Origin of the sequence: Pseudomonas veronii (assembly GCF_001439695.1) — a bacterium.
Lineage (GTDB): Bacteria > Pseudomonadota > Gammaproteobacteria > Pseudomonadales > Pseudomonadaceae > Aquipseudomonas > Aquipseudomonas veronii.
Map to the genome: position 1 here is coordinate 75,925 of NZ_JYLL01000004.1, position 16,093 is coordinate 92,017.

General features: G+C 58.9%; 10 protein-coding genes. 4 read left to right on the plus strand and 6 right to left on the minus strand.

Annotated features, from left to right (window positions below; all coding sequences use genetic code 11):
* Positions 1-182: 182 nt before the first annotated feature.
* From TU80_RS06545 to TU80_RS06555, 3 genes are all read left to right on the plus strand, one after another.
* Positions 183-1,829 (plus strand): VRR-NUC domain-containing protein, encoded by a 1,647-nt coding sequence (locus TU80_RS06545; protein ID WP_057004063.1) that lies wholly within the window; start codon positions 183-185, stop codon positions 1,827-1,829.
* On the plus strand, positions 1,826-4,111 hold the full coding sequence (locus TU80_RS06550) for an ATP-dependent DNA helicase (protein WP_057004064.1): 2,286 nt from the start codon (positions 1,826-1,828) through the stop codon (positions 4,109-4,111). The genes TU80_RS06545 and TU80_RS06550 overlap by 4 nt, the downstream gene beginning before the upstream one ends.
* Positions 4,112-4,320: 209 nt before the next feature.
* On the plus strand, positions 4,321-5,241 hold the full coding sequence (locus TU80_RS06555) for an AraC family transcriptional regulator (protein WP_046383354.1): 921 nt from the start codon (positions 4,321-4,323) through the stop codon (positions 5,239-5,241).
* Here TU80_RS06555 and TU80_RS06560 read toward each other — a convergent pair.
* Positions 5,238-6,188 carry an alpha-E domain-containing protein gene (locus TU80_RS06560; RefSeq protein WP_057004065.1) on the minus strand — a complete coding sequence of 317 codons (951 nt, stop codon included), beginning with the start codon at positions 6,186-6,188 and terminating at the stop codon, positions 5,238-5,240. The genes TU80_RS06555 and TU80_RS06560 overlap by 4 nt on opposite strands.
* A 2-nt stretch (positions 6,189-6,190) precedes the next feature.
* Positions 6,191-7,600, minus strand: coding sequence for a circularly permuted type 2 ATP-grasp protein (locus tag TU80_RS06565; protein WP_026139870.1), 1,410 nt, complete (start codon positions 7,598-7,600; stop codon positions 6,191-6,193).
* Positions 7,601-8,023: 423 nt separating this feature from the next.
* Here TU80_RS06565 and TU80_RS33685 point away from each other — a divergent pair, with 423 nt between their 5' ends.
* Positions 8,024-8,158 (plus strand): hypothetical protein, encoded by a 135-nt coding sequence (locus TU80_RS33685; protein WP_256350977.1) that lies wholly within the window; start codon positions 8,024-8,026, stop codon positions 8,156-8,158.
* A 51-nt stretch (positions 8,159-8,209) separates the two neighbouring features.
* On the opposite strand, the gene TU80_RS06570 is transcribed toward TU80_RS33685, so the two are convergent.
* The 4 genes from TU80_RS06570 to TU80_RS06585 all read right to left on the minus strand — a co-directional run bounded on the left by TU80_RS06570 (position 8,210) and on the right by TU80_RS06585 (position 16,005).
* A complete protein-coding gene (locus TU80_RS06570) occupies positions 8,210-13,201 on the minus strand; it encodes a glycosyltransferase family 32 protein (RefSeq protein ID WP_057004066.1) in 4,992 nt (1,663 codons plus the stop codon).
* A 262-nt stretch (positions 13,202-13,463) separates the two neighbouring features.
* Positions 13,464-14,027 (minus strand): GNAT family N-acetyltransferase, encoded by a 564-nt coding sequence (locus tag TU80_RS06575; RefSeq protein WP_057004067.1) that lies wholly within the window; start codon positions 14,025-14,027, stop codon positions 13,464-13,466.
* Positions 14,028-14,130: 103 nt separating this feature from the next.
* Positions 14,131-14,880: a helix-turn-helix domain-containing protein gene (locus tag TU80_RS06580; RefSeq protein ID WP_046383357.1), complete on the minus strand. Its 750-nt coding sequence runs from the start codon at positions 14,878-14,880 to the stop codon at positions 14,131-14,133.
* Between the two features lie 201 nt (positions 14,881-15,081).
* Positions 15,082-16,005 carry a universal stress protein gene (locus tag TU80_RS06585; RefSeq protein ID WP_046383358.1) on the minus strand — a complete coding sequence of 308 codons (924 nt, stop codon included), beginning with the start codon at positions 16,003-16,005 and terminating at the stop codon, positions 15,082-15,084.
* Positions 16,006-16,093 lie beyond the last annotated feature (88 nt).

The window sequence follows — 16,093 nt, forward strand, 5'->3', positions numbered from 1 at the left end:
TTACCTTAACCCTGAAAAGTCCCGCGGCCTGAGGCTGCGGGCCATAAATGTTACGCCATCAATTCCCCTATCTGATCACTTTTACGCAAAAAGTTGCGTGCGCCATTTATCTATTACCGATTGCAACAACGCGTCAGCGGCGGCACTCTGTATGCATAACCAGTACTTAATCGCTGCGGACCATGCCCGAAACCCTCGAAAACCCCCTGTATTACCTGCATAACTTCCGTCAGGTGCTGGATTGGCTGGCACAACGCTATGCCGATCTGCTCGATGCTGAAGAAGCGCATTTCATTCAGCAATTCGACAGGTTGCCGCAGGCGTCCCAGGCATTACTGGTACGTCTGGTGATGCGCAAGGGCGTGCATTTTCGAGCGGGCAAGCTCAATTACCCGGAGATCGGCTGCGCTCATGCGGCAGCGCGCCCGCTGAAGGCTTTGGGTTGGGTGGATGATCAGTGCCTGCTGGGCTTTGACGAACTGTTCGGGTTGCTGCAAAAGGGCGAGTTGCTGGGCGCGTTCCAGCCGTGGATCGAGCAGCCCAAGGGCAAAAAGGCCGATTGGCTCGAGCAACTGGCGCCGCAGTTCGATGAGCGTCGCTGCTTTGCCCACTGGTGCCCCGAGCTGGATGACGTGCTCTACAGCGTCACCGTGTTGGACTTGTGTGATCGCTTGCGCTTGATGTTCTTCGGCAACCTGCATCAGGACTGGTCGGAGTTCGTGCTGGCGGACCTGGGCATCTATACCTACGAAAAAGTCGAGTTTTGCGCGCAGTCCCGTGGTTTGCGCAGCCGCGATGACGTGCTGGGGTTTCTGTTCCTGCATCAGTGCCAGCAAGCCTTTGAGTCCGCGCAGGCGCTGGACAGCGTGCTGGCGCAGATCGCTACGTTGCAGACCGACAACCCCTGGCTGGAAAAACGCCGGGCCAAGCTGTTGTTCCAGGTCGGCCAGTCTTGCGAGCGCAGTGCCGAGTTGGCGTTGGCCGAGCAGATCTACCGGGCCTGTGCTTATCCCGGCGCGCGCGCACGCTTGATTCGCGTGCTGGAGCGCCAGGAAGACTACGCCCAGGCGATGGCCCTGGCATGTGCCGCCCACGAGGCCCCGGAAAGCCCCGCCGAGCAGCAACACCTGCTGCGAGTGTTGCCGCGCCTGCGGCGCAAGCTGGGCGCGCCAGCCGTGCCCAAGGCCAAGCCTCGGGACGTCACGCGCCTGGACCTGGCGCTCCCGCCGCCGCCGCCCTCGATGGCGGTGGAGTATTGCGTGCAGGCGCATCTGAGCGAGCCCGATGCGCCGGTGTACTACGTCGAAAACGGCCTGATCAATTCGCTGTTCGGCCTGCTGTGCTGGGAGGCGATCTTCGCGCCGCTGCCGGGGGCATTTTTCCACCCGTTCCAGCGCGGGCCGGCGGATTTGCACAGCGAAGACTTCCATCAGCGCCGTGCGTCACTGTTTGCCGCCTGTCTCGAGCAACTGCAGGATGACCGCTACAAACACACCATCCGCCAACGGTACGTGGACAAGTGGGGCATCCAGTCACCCTTTGTCTTCTGGAACCTGCTCAGTGAAGAACTATTGGAGCAGGCCTTGGCATGCTTGCCCGCCGAACACTTGCGTTGCTGGTTCGAGCGGCTGCTGCTGGATATTCGCGCCAACCGCGCGGGTATGCCGGACCTGATCCAGTTCTGGCCCGCGCAGAAAACCTACCGCATGATCGAAGTCAAAGGCCCCGGCGATCGCCTGCAAGACAACCAACTGCGCTGGCTGGAGTTCTGTGGCGAGTACCAGATGCCGGTCACCGTCTGCTATGTGCGCTGGGCGCAGTCCGCTTGAGCTACACCGTGGCGGTGCGCGCACTGTGTGAGTTCACGGCCAAGGTCGGCGACCTCGACCTGCGTTTTACCCCATCGCCCAGCGCCCAGGAAGGCATCGCCGGCCATCGCACGGTCGCCTCGCGGCGCAGCGCGCACTACCAGAACGAAGTGGCCCTGGAAGGCGAGTACGAGGAACTCAAGGTGCGGGGCAGGGCGGACGGCTACGACCCGGACAGCAACCGCCTCGAAGAGGTGAAGACCTATCGCGGCGACCTCGACGCCCAGCCCGCCAACCATCGGCAATTGCATTGGGCCCAGGTCAAGGTCTACGGCTGGTTGATGTGCCAGAAGCTCGGGCTTGCGCACATCGATTTGGCGCTGGTGTATTTCGATATCGTCGGCGAGGGCGAAACCTCGCTGAACCAGCGCTTTGCGGCCGCCGATCTGCAATGTTTCTTCAACCGCCAATGCGCGTTGTTTCTCGGTTGGGCCCGCCAGGAGATGCAGCACCGCGACGCCCGCAACCGCGCCGCACAGGCCCTGGCGTTCCCCCACAGCGCCTTTCGCCCCGGCCAGCGCAACCTCGCAGAGTCGGTGTACAAGGCCGTCAGCACCGGCCGCTGCCTGATGGCCCAGGCGCCCACCGGCATCGGCAAAACCGTCGGCACGATCTTCCCCATGCTCAAGGCCTTGGCGCCCCAGCAACTGGACAAGGTGTTGTTCCTCACCGCCAAGACCCCGGGTCGCAAGCTGGCCCTCGACGCCGCGCAAGTGCTGTATGCCAGCAGTCCCGAACTGCCGCTGCGCGTGCTGGAGCTGGTGGCGCGGGACAAGGCCTGCGAACACCTGGACAAGGCCTGCCACGGCGAATCCTGCCCGCTGGCCAAGGGTTTCTACGACCGCTTGCCCGCCGCGCGTATCGCGGCCGCCAAGGTGCGCCTGCTCGACCAACACAACTTGCGCGAGGTCGCCCTGGAGCACGGCCTCTGTCCGTATTACCTGAGCCAGGAAATGGCGCGCTGGAGCGACCTGGTGGTCGCCGACTACAACTACTATTTCGACTTTGGCGCGCTGTTGTTCGGGCTGGCCCAACTCAACCAGTGGCGCGTCGCGGTGCTGGTGGACGAAGCCCATAACCTGGTGGAGCGCGCACGATCGATGTACAGCGCCAGCCTTGATCAGTACACCCTCAAGACCGTGCGCGATACGGCGCCGGAGCCGTTGAAGAAACCCTTGCAGCGCTTGAATCGTGAGTGGAACGCGTTGCACAAGGACCAACTCGCGCCGTATCAGGCCTACGCGGCCAGACCCGACAAAATGCTCCAGGCCCTGAGCCTTTGCGCCAGCGCCATGGGCGACTATTTCAACGACCACCCCGAAGCACTCAATGGCGATCTGCAGGCGTTCTATTTTGAGGCACTGCAATTTGCCAAGGTCGCCGAGCTGTTCAACGAACATTTCATCTTTGATATCAGCCTGCGTCAGTTGCGCGGCAAGCGCAGCAGTTCCACCTTGTGCCTGCGCAATGTGGTGCCCGCCGAATTCATCCGCCCACGATTGACGGCGGCGCGCAGCAGCGTGTTGTTTTCCGCCACACTCAGCCCGCGCCATTACTACGCCGACCTGCTGGGCCTGCCGGCGGACACTGCCTGGGTCGACGTGGAATCACCGTTCAATGCCGCGCAGTTGCGGGTGCGGATTGTCGATGAGGTCTCCACCCGGTTCGTGCATCGCCAGGCCTCGCTGGAGCCCATCGTTGAATTGATCGCCGAGCAGTTCGCTCACCAACCGGGTAATTACCTGGCGTTCTTCAGCAGTTTCGATTATCTGCAACAAGTGGCGCTGTTACTCGCCGAGCGACACCCGCATATCGCACTGTGGCAGCAGTCACGCGGCATGGCCGAAGCCGAGCGCCGGGCGTTTCTCGAACAGTTCACCGAACACAGCCAGGGCGTCGGTTTTGCGGTGCTGGGCGGCGCGTTTGGCGAAGGCATCGACCTGCCCGGTGCGCGCTTGATCGGCGCGTTCATCGCGACCCTGGGGCTGCCGCAACTGAACCCGGTCAACGAACAGATGAAGCAGCGCATGGGCGCGATCTTCGGCTCCGGCTATGACTACACCTACTTGTACCCGGGCATTCAGAAAGTCGTGCAGGCGGCGGGGCGGGTGATCCGCAGCCAGCAGGACCAAGGCGTGGTGATGTTGATCGATGACCGGTTCGGCGAAGCGCGGGTGCGGCAGCTGTTGCCTCGGTGGTGGGCGATAGCGACTAAAACGGCTTCCAGGCCAATGCCTGAATAACCACCGGTGACGATGGCAGTCATACCGTGCAAATCTTTACCCGCCAACGCTTGCATAGCGGTTGTCGTGCCGTCGAATCCACTCTCGATAGGGCGTTGTTTATTGATCATAGGGAATTCTCCAGGGGGAGCCGCTATGTTCTCCCCTGGATGCCGGACGCGAAACGCCATAAAGTCCGTATTTCTGTCGCGATCGTCCGGAGTTTTTTTATGGATACCCTGTCTGACGTGGTGGCGCTGTTAAAGAGTCATCGGTCCTATTTCGCCGGCCTCAAGGCTGGCGGTGATTGGGCCCTGGATTTTCCACCGCCGGAGGGCATCAAGTTCAATGCCGTGGTGGAGGGAAAGTGTTGGCTGGAAGTCGAGGGCATGCCCGTACCGATGCCCTTGAGCGAGGGCGATTGCTTTTTGTTGACGCAGAACCGTCCCTGGAGGTTGTCCAGCAACCTTGCACTGGAGGGCGTTGACGCGCGCGCGGTGTACCGTGACGCTGTGGGGGGGATCGCTCGCCTGGGTGAGACTGTGGATTTGTTCCTGATAGGCGGGCGCTTTAGCTACGGTGACGACGCCCGTCTATTGCTGGAGGGGTTGCCGCCGGTGGTGCGTATCAGTGCGAGGTCCGAGCAGGCCAGCGTGTTGCGCTGGTGTCTGGATCGCCTGGCTCGGGAATATGCCAGCCCGATGCAAGGCGCGGCGTTGATGACCGAGCATCTGGCGCAAATGATGTTGGTGCAGATCCTGCGCCTCTATCAGTCATCCATGGGCGCCACTACCACCGGTTGGTTGGCGGCGTTGAACGATCCGCGGTTGGCGCCGGTACTGCAGCAAATACACGCCGCGCCGGCACGCCGCTGGACCTTGAGCGACATGGCCGGTGTCGCGAGCCAGTCCCGTTCGACTTTTGCCCTGCACTTCAAGCAGCGGGTCGGAATGGCGCCCCAGGAGTATCTGACGCGCTGGCGCATGCACCTGGCGTTACAGGCCTTGAACACGTCTGCCAGAAGTGTTTCCTGTATCGGCCAGTCACTCGGGTATCAGTCGGACAGCGCGTTCAGCAGTGCCTTCAAGCGCCTGATGAACTGCTCCCCGCGGGAATACCGCGAGCGAAAGCACGCGCCCCTCGGTGTCTAAACCACCTCCAGGTACGAGCAGTGAATCGCCCGCGCCAATTCGCGTACCGTGTCGATGAATTCCGTCAGGCGGCTGTGCAAGCCTGCTTCGAGGATTTCGTCGATCCCGGTATAGCGCAGCCGCGCTTCGAACTCGGCGGCCAAGCGCTGCGCGGTGCGCCCATAACTGCCTGGCAAGTCCGCCAGAATGTGGCTCAGTTCCTCGATACAGGCATGCAACGAACGCGGCACATCACTGCGCAACAGCAGCAACTCCGAGACCGAGCGTGCATTCAGCGCATTCGGATACAGCTCCGTGTACGCCTCGAATGACGACAGGGCGCGGAGCAGGGCGCTCCACTGGTAATAACCGCGTGCCGACAAGTCACTGACTTCCTCCGATTCCTCGCCGAACATCTCGTAGCGCGCATCCAGCAGGCGCAAGGTGTTGTCGGCGCGCTCGACGAAGGTGCCCAGGCGAATGAACCGGTAGGCGTCATTGCGCATGATGGTGCCGGACGTCGCCCCGCGAAACAGGTGCGAACGCTGTTTGACCCAATCGCAGAAGTGGCTGATGCCATGGCGCGCCAGCCCGCCGGCGGCAATGCTGCGCATTTCCAGCCAGGTGGCGTTGAGGTTTTCCCACATGTCGGCGGTGATGCGCCCGCGCACGGCATGGGCGTTGCCCCGCGCGGCGCGCAGGCAGTTGTAGATGCTGGCCGGGTTTTCTTCGTCGAGGGCGAAGAAGTGCAGCATGCGCTCGGCATCCAGTTGGCCGTGGCGCTCCAGGTAGCTGTCCAGGGTGCCGCTGCTGAGCAGCGACATCGCCAGTTCGTCCAGGCCATCGCTGCGCCCGGCCTGGGGCATCAATGACAGCGAATAACTGACCTCGAGCATGCGCGCCAGGTTCTCGGCACGCTCCAGGTAACGGGACATCCAGTAAAGGTCTGCGGCGGTTCTACTCAACATACTCAGCCCTCCACCACCCAGGTGTCCTTGGTTCCGCCGCCTTGCGACGAGTTGACGATCAACGACCCTTCGCGCAACGCCACGCGCGTGAGGCCACCGGGTACCAGGCGGGTCTCCTTGCCCGACAGCACGAACGGGCGCAGGTCGATATGCCGGGGGGCGATGCCGTTTTCGACAAATGTCGGGCAGGTGGACAGGCTCAGGGTCGGTTGGGCGATATAGGCGTGGGGACGCGCCTTGATGCGTTGGCGGAAGTCCTCGATCTCAGCCGCCGTGGAAGCGGGGCCGACCAACATGCCGTAGCCGCCGGAGCCCTGGGTTTCCTTGACCACCAGTTCCGGCAGGTGGGCCAGCACATGGGACAGCTCATCCGGCTTGCGGCACTGAAACGTCGGCACGTTTTGCAGGACCGGTTCTTCGTCCAGGTAGAAGCGGATCATTTCCGGCACGTAGGGGTATATCGACTTGTCGTCCGCGACGCCGGTGCCGATGGCGTTGGCCAGCACCACGTTGCCGGCGCAGTAGGCCGCGACCAGGCCGGGCACGCCGAGCATCGACTCCGGGTTGAACGCCAGCGGGTCGAGGAACGCGTCGTCGATACGGCGGTAGATCACGTCCACGGCCTTGGGGCCGTCGGTGGTACGCATGAACACCTTGAGATCCTGCACGAACAGGTCGGCGCCTTCCACCAACTCCACACCCATTTCCCGGGCCAGGAACGCATGCTCGAAAAATGCGCTGTTAAAGCGCCCCGGCGTCAGCACCACCACATTGGGGTTGTCCAGGCGGCTGGCGCTTTTCAGGGTTTTGAGCAGCAGGTTGGGGTAGTGGTCCACTGGCGCGATGCGCTGTTTGGCGAACACTTCGGGGAACAGGCGCATCATCATCTTGCGGTCTTCGAGCATATAGCTCACACCGCTGGGCGTGCGCAGGTTGTCTTCGAGCACGTAGTAGGTGCCGTCGCCATCGCGCACCAGGTCCACCCCGGAAATATGCGAGTAGATGTCGCGGTGCAGGTCGAGGCCGACCATCGCCTTCTGGTAACCCTCGTTGCCCAGCACCTGGTCCGCCGGAACGATCCCGGCCTTGATGATGCGCTGGTCGTGGTAGATATCGGCAAGGAACATGTTCAGCGCAGTGACGCGCTGGATACAGCCACGCTCGATGATGCTCCATTCACTGGCAGGGATGCTGCGCGGGATGATGTCGAAGGGGATCAGGCGTTCGGTGTCCTGCTCGTCGCCATACAAGGTGAAGGTGATCCCGGCGCGGTGGAACAACAGGTCGGCTTCGCGGCGACGCTGGTCCAGCAGTTCTGGCGGCGTATTGGCCAGCCAGCGGGAGAATTCCTGATAGTGCGCGCGGCATACACCGTGTGCGTCATTCATTTCATCAAAGAAAGATCGAGCCATTCCAGTACCTTGTCAGTGCCGAGGGAAGCGCGGGGGGGCACTGCCGCTTTGAAAAACGCATTTTTTATGAGCCCGTGGCGCAGGGTGCCATCGGGCCAGGTCCTTACTTTCTTATGGGGTCGGCTCTGGGTCGGGGGGTAACGAATGCTCCTGTATCCGGGCATGACGGGTGAACGATGAATGGATTAAGCAATGCCTGTGCCGAAACCGGCAAAGCGTCTCTATTCCCTGGTGGCGAGCGCGTTTACTCGCCACCAGGGAACGGCGCGCGCACTACAACGGTGCATACGCGAACTTGAACGTCTCTGAATGCCCGGCCAGGGATTCATCGGAACTTTAACGACCCGCGCAGGGCCTCATCTTGACGCAGGCCGCGTTATTCAAAAGAGCTACGCTATGTCAAGGCGATCAGAGGAGACGGTCATGTCAAAAGATTCGGAAGAAGACCTCAACGACCCCGGCAACGAAGACCCGGGGTCGCTGATGGATGATGCAGAAGTGCCGCTCAAGGAACCGGATGACGCGGCGGACCCTGGCAGCGGTGAACATCAAGACTGATTGTTCATACTTTGCCAGCGTTGGCCGGCTGCCGGTATGAGCATTAGTTGATCATGTTCCTATCCAGGAGTGTTCGGCGCCAATCCTTATCTGGAGTTGGTGAAGAAGTGATAGGTAGTGCTCCTTCATCTTTTTTATCTGATTACCCAGCAGGTCCGGCGGAGTAATACCCTTGCTCGCATAATATTGGCGCGCTTCACGTTCAATATCGACTATCGGTCCGGATGAGACCAGCTTACCGTCGACAATCTTCGATTCTTTAGCCAACCCATCGAGGCCCAGATGGTACATGTCAGGTCTTTTTGACTGGAGCACGTCATCAAACATTGTTGGGCCTACCGTCTCGAAAATCTTACTTTCGTAGGTGCGAAATTCAGAGGTGTATTGGATTTCCCCTCCGGGGCCTCTGGTGACGGTGGGGCGGTTGCTTTCAAAGTAAGCTTTGTTAGCGGAAAATCGCTTGTTCATCTCCGCGATCATATCGTTAATAACCGGATTGCCAGGCTGTGTCGCAAAGTTACTGGTGTTGTAGAAGGGTTTGTAGTCCGTAATAGTATGGGCGACGGGTCTGTTAAGCAGAATGTCGCTGGAGCCCGCCTTCAATGCGGTAGCGCCAATATTGACTGGAATCGCATCATCGGTGTCGAGGTAAATGCCTCCGTATTTATTCATCAGTGGGTAACGGGCGACATCCGAAGTGGCGGCGAGATTTTTACCTTGCCCCTGTCGAAAATAGTTGTACATTTCAGTGTCTTTCAATTGTTTGAAAAAATCGTCCTCGTGCAGATTCATGACGCTTAGGCCAGGCGCTTGAGTGTGCAATTTGCTTTTGATTTTTTCGAACATCGCCGGGCTGTCCGCATCTACATGGATAATGGATTTATACCCAGGTGCATTGGCAGAGTTGTTGGCGATGTTTTCTATCAGGTTCGGCGGAATGTCACTGCCGGCCCAAAAGTAGTGAATCTGTTTGGGGATAGGGTGAGCATCTTTTGGAACCCGTAAAATTGTCGGAGGGGAAACATCAACATATTTAAACGCGCGGGCATCGACTTTTTTTGCGTGTTTAAACTCACTAAACGTTCCCCGTTGCCATTTTCCTTTGCCACTCCTCCAGAAGTAATCCTGATCTTGGGCACCGCTTGCTGGTTTGAGGTTGCTGGATTTCCACGTACCGGCATAGATGTTGAAGGTGACATCATGTTCTACGCCCTTGTGGTTCAGCGAATAGGGGCGTGTCGGGTTTCCCGTCAGGTGGATATCGTCCAGCGGGATTAAGTAGGTATTTTCTCCGGGGTTCCAGGGGTTGCCGCCCGCGCCCCCCAGGAGGCGGTCGGTTCTGGAGAGTGGTTCCCATCCGGAAAGCCCCAGATCCCTGACCGGTAGGTCAGGCCCAGTGCGCGTCGGATGCCGGATAACTCGCTGGCCATCCTTGAGGTGTGACTCATAAAACTTATCATCGATTTTTACATATTCTTTTTTACTGCGACCCACGTACACATTGGACTGTAAGCCTTTTGTCGATAACTCTTGGGGCGCAATGTACTTGACCTCATAGCCCAACAAATCGGCGTCCATCGACCTCACGTCACCATTGGCCGCGACCCGGCTCGGTTTGAAATCTGTCAGCGGCGGGCCGAAGGCACGTTTATTGATCGCGTCGTAGCGATGCCAATTACCTTGAAACAAAACCACGTTACCTTCGACCGTCTCTTGCCCCACGCTGAATGTGCCGGTTGCTGCCACGCCGTGCTGCTGACTGGCGGTCTTCACCACATCATTACTGCCGATCGAGTGCAGGCTATTGGGGTCATTCAACCTCGGCGTGTCAACGCTGAAATTGTCCAACGGCCTGCCGTATGCCTGCTTCGCGAGCGGATCGTAGGCGTACCACTTATTGGTCGCCTCATCGAATTTGCCCAGCGCTTTGCTTTCGCGTGTGCCATTAGCTGTTTTGAGTGTGCCTTCGGCGACGTCGGTTTTTTTCGCCAATTCAAGTAGATCGACACCTCGGTAAGAGCCGCGCAGATGTTTGACCCCCTTGATCGCTGTGCTGACGCCTCGATGCAGGCCGTTCGCCACGCCACGAACCAGGTCGGCAACCCCGTCCAATGGATTGAGTGCGCCCACGGTCGCGCGCCCTATAATCTTGGCGACCTGACCAACCTTGGCAACTGTCGATGCGCCGGCCGCCGCGACTTTCGCGCCTTTTGCCGCGGCTCCCAAGCCGACGGCGAAACCAAAGATATCGAAGGCAAGATCGACAACGCCCCCACCAACATTGCCGTTGGTAAAATTAACAATGGCTGACCGTAACGGGATCAGGTTGAGCGCGATCTCCTCAACGGTCTCATGCAGCGGTACTTCAGAGTCAAAGGTGGTTCTGCCCTTGGCGTACTTCTCCACCGCAGGCAAGTTGATATCCTCTACCAATGCATCAACGATGTATTGGGTTCTAGCGCTACTGAAACTATTGGGTGCGCCTTGTGCATCTTTGTTTTCATGGGTTATCCCCGCTGCATAGTGACCTGCGGGTTTTACCTCATCAAAACGTTTGCCTGCTTTTATAGAATGAACCGTCGGCTCATAGTCCCGATAAGTCTTGTCCGGCAGCTTGGTCACCGTCCCTTTTAGTCGGTCGATTTCATAGCTCATGCGCTGGCCATTGCGCTCGGTCTCGACCAGCAGAACACCGTCTGAAACACGCCTGGGCTGATCGGCGCGGTGGAACGACATTTCTTTGCGGATTGTTATTTTGCCAAACTCCAGATTCTGCCGATCCTCCAGCGGCTGTTTCGAAATAAGGTGCTTGAGCTGCGCGGCGGTCGTTTTTTTGACGGCACTGGAGTAATCCGAGAACGTCTCGTTGAATATCTCCGTCGGGCGCGGTAGTTCGTTAAGCCGTTCCAGCACATCGCTAATGCTGAACCCGTCCGAGGAGGACACCCATGCGCTGGGACGACCGTCCGGCCGCAGAGTGACGCCGCCAAATGTCAGTAGGTTCACGAAACCACGGCCCGCTTCCCCCCAATTATCCGCTGAGTCCGGTGCGCCTTTGAGTCCTCGACCATCGATATACATGTCCAGTATCGAGTAAGGCCCGGGGAAGTGTCGGTTGGAAGGCTGCAGGGTGATAGTTTTTTCTTCGAACAGTTCCGGGTCGACGTGAGGCAGCGCTACTTTTAACTGTTCCAGCGCAATGCCCCTCGTCGTCGGCATTTGCCCGATGTGCGTTTGCGCAGCCTCTCTCAACTCTCGAATCTGCGCGCTGTAGGCCTCGCGGGCAGTCGTCATTGAGGCATCCGTCGACGGGTAATCCATACCGTTGGCAACGCTCCAGTGTTTGATTGCGTCGGTCTGGGCGACATATTCGACAGTGCGTTCGTCGTCAGAGATCGGCGCAACGCTGGCTTCGAGCATAACGTCGGCGTAGCTCATCGACGCCGTGTTTCCTGGCGCTTTCGCTTCGATTCGGGCAACCGCCGTGGCAAGACTGACCCAGCTGTGGGTGCCCACGACGACGCCTTCCGGGATGTCCTTGATCAGGAATTCCGGTGCCCGGCTGGCCAGTAACAGGTGAGCCTGAATCGTGGCTTTTTCCGGGGATGAGGCTTTGCCTTTGGCGACCAGGTGATCCTCCAGCTCCTTGACAACCGTCGACGGTGATTTGCCCGAGTTCTCCGCCGAGACCAGCCGATAGCCTTCAATTTGACCAGGGGCTTGGTGATCGACGTCGTCGCCAGAGACGCTGGCGCTTTCGCTGTTCAGGGCCGTGAGCAGCCAGTCAGAAGCACTGCCTTTGACACCCCGCGTCTCGAACGCAGTTTGAATGGCCTCACCCAGCGCCTTGCCTCTGGGCGATGTGATCCAGGTATCGATCAGCCGTCGCGGGTTACTCTGTTCCGCCGCGGAAATTGTCCTGCCGCTCAGCAGGTAGTCCAGGACATTTTTTGACGGTCCTAAGTCAATATCGCCAATTTTGCCCGTACCAATATCTGCCTTCAGCTGTTGCAGGTCTCCCTGATCCAGCGGCACAGGCCAAGCCAGCGCTCCGCCGAGGTTACCGTGTGCCGGCATCTTGGGCGCTGGGGTTGAGAGGGCGGTTGCGAGGTTCTCCAGCTGTTCGTGATGGGTGGGAATATGCCAGCCATGATCTTCCAGGAATTGCACGAGGCTGACCCTGTTCGATTGGCTAGCACTGATGGGTTGGTAGGTGCTCGGGGAAGACAGAGAGAGCGTCCGCTTCTTCAATTCGCCCGGGATTTGCTCGGGATTGCGGATGTCCACGGACTTTGCCAGGTGCCGCAGCTCGTTGATGGCCTCATGCCGATTCAGCACATCGCCCACCGTGGCTTCCTGTTTTTGGAGCGCGTCCGCGCTACGCGATTCAATCAAGCCTGCCGCGCTGCTCGGGTCGAGAGGTGAAAAACCTTGGTCCCGGTCGAGTTCTTCAGCGCGCCTGCGCATCGCCGGCCCTGTAAGGTCTTGCCGCTCTTGATAAAACCGCCCCACCATAAACCAAGGTGCGGATTCACTGAGATCACTTGCCGGCGGCGTGAAGGCCGTATCCTCGTGGCCCGCGTTGATCACGCGCGCGGCCTGGAGGATGGGGCTGCTGATCGCGCCCCAGCGCCTGTCGTCTTGCCCGACGGTATGCAGTTTCTGCTCGGGATCAACCGAAGGCTTGAGCTTGAAGGTGATCGTTCCCGATTCCGGTTTGAGTGTTATCGACTCAGCATTAATACCTTTGTCACGCATCCACTGAACGACGTCAGGTGATCGAAAGGCGGCACGCAACTGCCCCCACCACCGACCGAATGAGGAATCGGCAGGTATCGGGCGGATGTTGATATTGCTCTCGCGATTGGCCGCCAGCAGCAACGCAGTACTGTATTCGGCCGCCAATGCGCGATCGCCTTCGGTACGAGCGTCGCCTGCCGACTCGGTGGGGGCAGGGGCTTCGCGTTTGTGTCTGGCGAGTGGCAGGTGGGATAGGGCGAATGGCTGGGGTTGTGCGGTGATGTGCGTGGAAACACTGGTCATGAGGTCTGTCGCCTGAGGTTACGAGATGACGCCAGGGGGGGCAGTGCCCGTGGCATTAACCGTGTGTAGCGACAGAAGCGGTCTTGATTCCTTCATTCAGCCAAAACACCGTTACCTGGTATTGCGCAGTGCCAGGCGCAGGTGCGGTTCACCCTGCTTACAGGCGTTCGCGCAACAGACGTTTTCGGTTCGGTATGAATACACTCAAACGAGTGTATGGAAGGCAAGGGCGGCGCGCCGCCCTTTTACCGTGCAGTGCTACTCAGAGCTTCACGCTGCTGATCACTTGGGTAGCGTCATCCGGATTGGTGACGGTGTGGAAGCCCAACGCGTTGGTCAACTCACGCAACGGGGTGTTGCTCGCTTCATCCACGGTGTACATCGACGTGAAGTTGTTTGCTTTCGCCGCGGTCATCAGGTGTTGCATCAAAATGTGCCCAAGTCCCAGGTGCTGCCAAGGGTCCGCCACGGTGACCGCGCATTCGCATTCGTGCTCTTTGGCCGCGGCATAGCGCGCAACGCCGATTTCGATCAGTTTGCCGTTGTCATGCACCAGGGCAATAAACGCCACGCGTTGCTGATTGTCGACATCCATCAATTGATCGAGCAGGGTCTTGCCGGGCTCGTTGATTTCGCCGAGGAAGCGCGCGTGCCGGGACTCGCGAGACAAGCTCTTGATGAAGTTATATTCGCGGTCCCGGTCTTCGATTCTCAACGCGCGCACCAGCACATGGCGGCCGTCATTGAGCTTATCGATCCAGTGCGGTTCCGGGCTTGTTTTATAGGCGATGGCGGCTTGTCTGTTGTGCTCTTCGACGGTAAGCATGGTGTGAGCTCCGAGGTTTGGGGGCGACAGGAGCGGTCCCCTGTTGCTTCGGTTCTACGCCTTTGCCGACAGATAAAGCTGATTTGGATCAGATGAGGCCCTGTTACTCGGGACCATGCCGATGACAGCCGGATATGAACGTCTTGAGTTTCGCCAGGTCGAGAATCTCGACATTGCGCGCGCTGATATGCACCAGGCCCAGTTTGCGTAACTGCGCAATGCTGCGGCACACCGTCTCCAGGCGCAGGCCCAGATAAGAGCCGATCTCTTCTCGTCTCATGCGTAATATAAAAGATCGCGATGAATAACCACGCGTACTCATACGCATTGATATATTCAATACAAATGCACAAAGCCGCTCATCGGCGTTCATATTGCCCATTTGCAATAACATACCGTGATCACGCACAATTTCGCGGCTCATGATTTTGTTCAAGTTATGTTGCAACGACGGTATTTGACCGGCCAGTCGCTCCAGTTGGTTGAAGTGCAGAGGGCACACTTCGCTGTCTTCCAGCGCAATCGCGTTGCAGGCATGGGTGTCGGCACTGATGGCGTCGAGGCCGAGCATTTCCCCGGCCATCTGGAACCCGGTGACTTGCTCGCGACCATCCATGGACAGTATGCAGGTCTTGAAGAACCCGGTACGCACGGCGTAAAGCGAGCGTAACGGATCGGCGGTGCGATACAGCGAAGCGCCTTTTTTGACTTTAACGCGTTGTGGAATCAATGTGTCCAGGCGACCCACTTCGATCTCGGTCAAACCCAGGGGTAAACACAACTCTAAAACGCTGCAGCTCGCGCAGGTTGTTTTTAAATGTTGGACTTGTACAAGAACTGGAGTTGACTTCATCACAAAAGCCTCTTGCACACACACATATATATTCCTCCTACTTAACATCCAAATATTGGAGAAAGATAGGTGCAAGTTTTATATATTTGAACCGCTGATCGCTTTTGAGTGTAATGGGCCTCGCTATGCCACCCTAATGAATGTCTTTGACATGCTCCTCGCTGCGAATTAGCAGCGAGGGTGTGCATATGATCGCGGTACTCAGTCGAGCACTTCCGGTTTAACCATCCACACGCTGCAAGGCATTTTGTACAGCAGCGTTTCGGCGGTACTGCCGAGCAGGCGCGATAGGCCGCGATGACCGACGCGGCCCATGACGATCACATCGACGTTGTAGGCATCGGCATAGCTGGACAGCACTTTCGCCGGGTTACCCAAGATCATATGGCGCTGCGCTGGCGGAATACCGTTGCGCGCGGCCAAATCATTGAAGGCCTGCCCCTGTTCGTCGAACAACCGTTTGGCGGCCACCGAAGAGAAGAACCCGGCACCGCTGCCGAATCCATACTCCTGAGCGCCGAGATCGGACAGGTCATGAGCATAAATCACCTCGACCTCGGCATCGCAGGCTGTCGCCAGTTTGACGGCTTCATGCAGGATGCGGTCGTTAAGGCTGTCGTAGTGCTCGTCGTGATGGAACGGGTCGACGGCCGCCACGATCTTGCGCGGTAACGCATGGGGCGCACCGCTGACAAAATGCAGTGGCACCGGGCATTCGCGAATCAGATGGACGTCCAGCGGCGTAAACATCAAGCGCGACAGCAGGGACTCATGCTCCAGCGCCTTGATCACCACGGCCATGGGCTCTTCCTTAAGACGAATCAGAATCTCCTGCAGCGGGCGCTCCACCCACGCCACTTCGGTGGTGACGGTCAGGCCGAGGTTGCGCAAGGGCCTGGCCTGATCCTCCAGCCACTGGTGATGGCGCTCTACATAGCCAATTCGCATCTGTTCCAGGGCCTGCTCGTTGACCAGGCCGGCGGTAGCCAGGCCTTCCAGGTAATCGAAGGCGAGGATGTGCAGCGCCGCGCCTTCAGCCTTGGCCAGGGCGGCGGCCCGGTCGAAGGCGGGGCTGTGTTCCATCAGTGGCGAAACCAGCAGTAAGAAACGTGCTTGAGCAGACATGGGCAATCTCCCTTGGGTAACCAGCAGATAGCATCGGGCAATGATACTTACTCTAGATCATGGCGCCGGGCGCCGGCGCCGGTTTGAC

Coding starts and splice junctions, on each gene's coding strand:
- TU80_RS06545 (WP_057004063.1), top strand. CDS start 183: ATGCCCGAAACCCTCGAAAACCCCCTGTATTACCTGCATAACTTCCGT.
- TU80_RS06555 (WP_046383354.1), top strand. CDS start 4,321: ATGGATACCCTGTCTGACGTGGTGGCGCTGTTAAAGAGTCATCGGTCC.
- TU80_RS06560 (WP_057004065.1), bottom strand. CDS start 6,188: ATGTTGAGTAGAACCGCCGCAGACCTTTACTGGATGTCCCGTTACCTG.
- TU80_RS06565 (WP_026139870.1), bottom strand. CDS start 7,600: ATGGCTCGATCTTTCTTTGATGAAATGAATGACGCACACGGTGTATGC.
- TU80_RS33685 (WP_256350977.1), top strand. CDS start 8,024: ATGTCAAAAGATTCGGAAGAAGACCTCAACGACCCCGGCAACGAAGAC.
- TU80_RS06570 (WP_057004066.1), bottom strand. CDS start 13,201: ATGACCAGTGTTTCCACGCACATCACCGCACAACCCCAGCCATTCGCC.
- TU80_RS06575 (WP_057004067.1), bottom strand. CDS start 14,027: ATGCTTACCGTCGAAGAGCACAACAGACAAGCCGCCATCGCCTATAAA.
- TU80_RS06580 (WP_046383357.1), bottom strand. CDS start 14,880: ATGAAGTCAACTCCAGTTCTTGTACAAGTCCAACATTTAAAAACAACC.
- TU80_RS06585 (WP_046383358.1), bottom strand. CDS start 16,005: ATGTCTGCTCAAGCACGTTTCTTACTGCTGGTTTCGCCACTGATGGAA.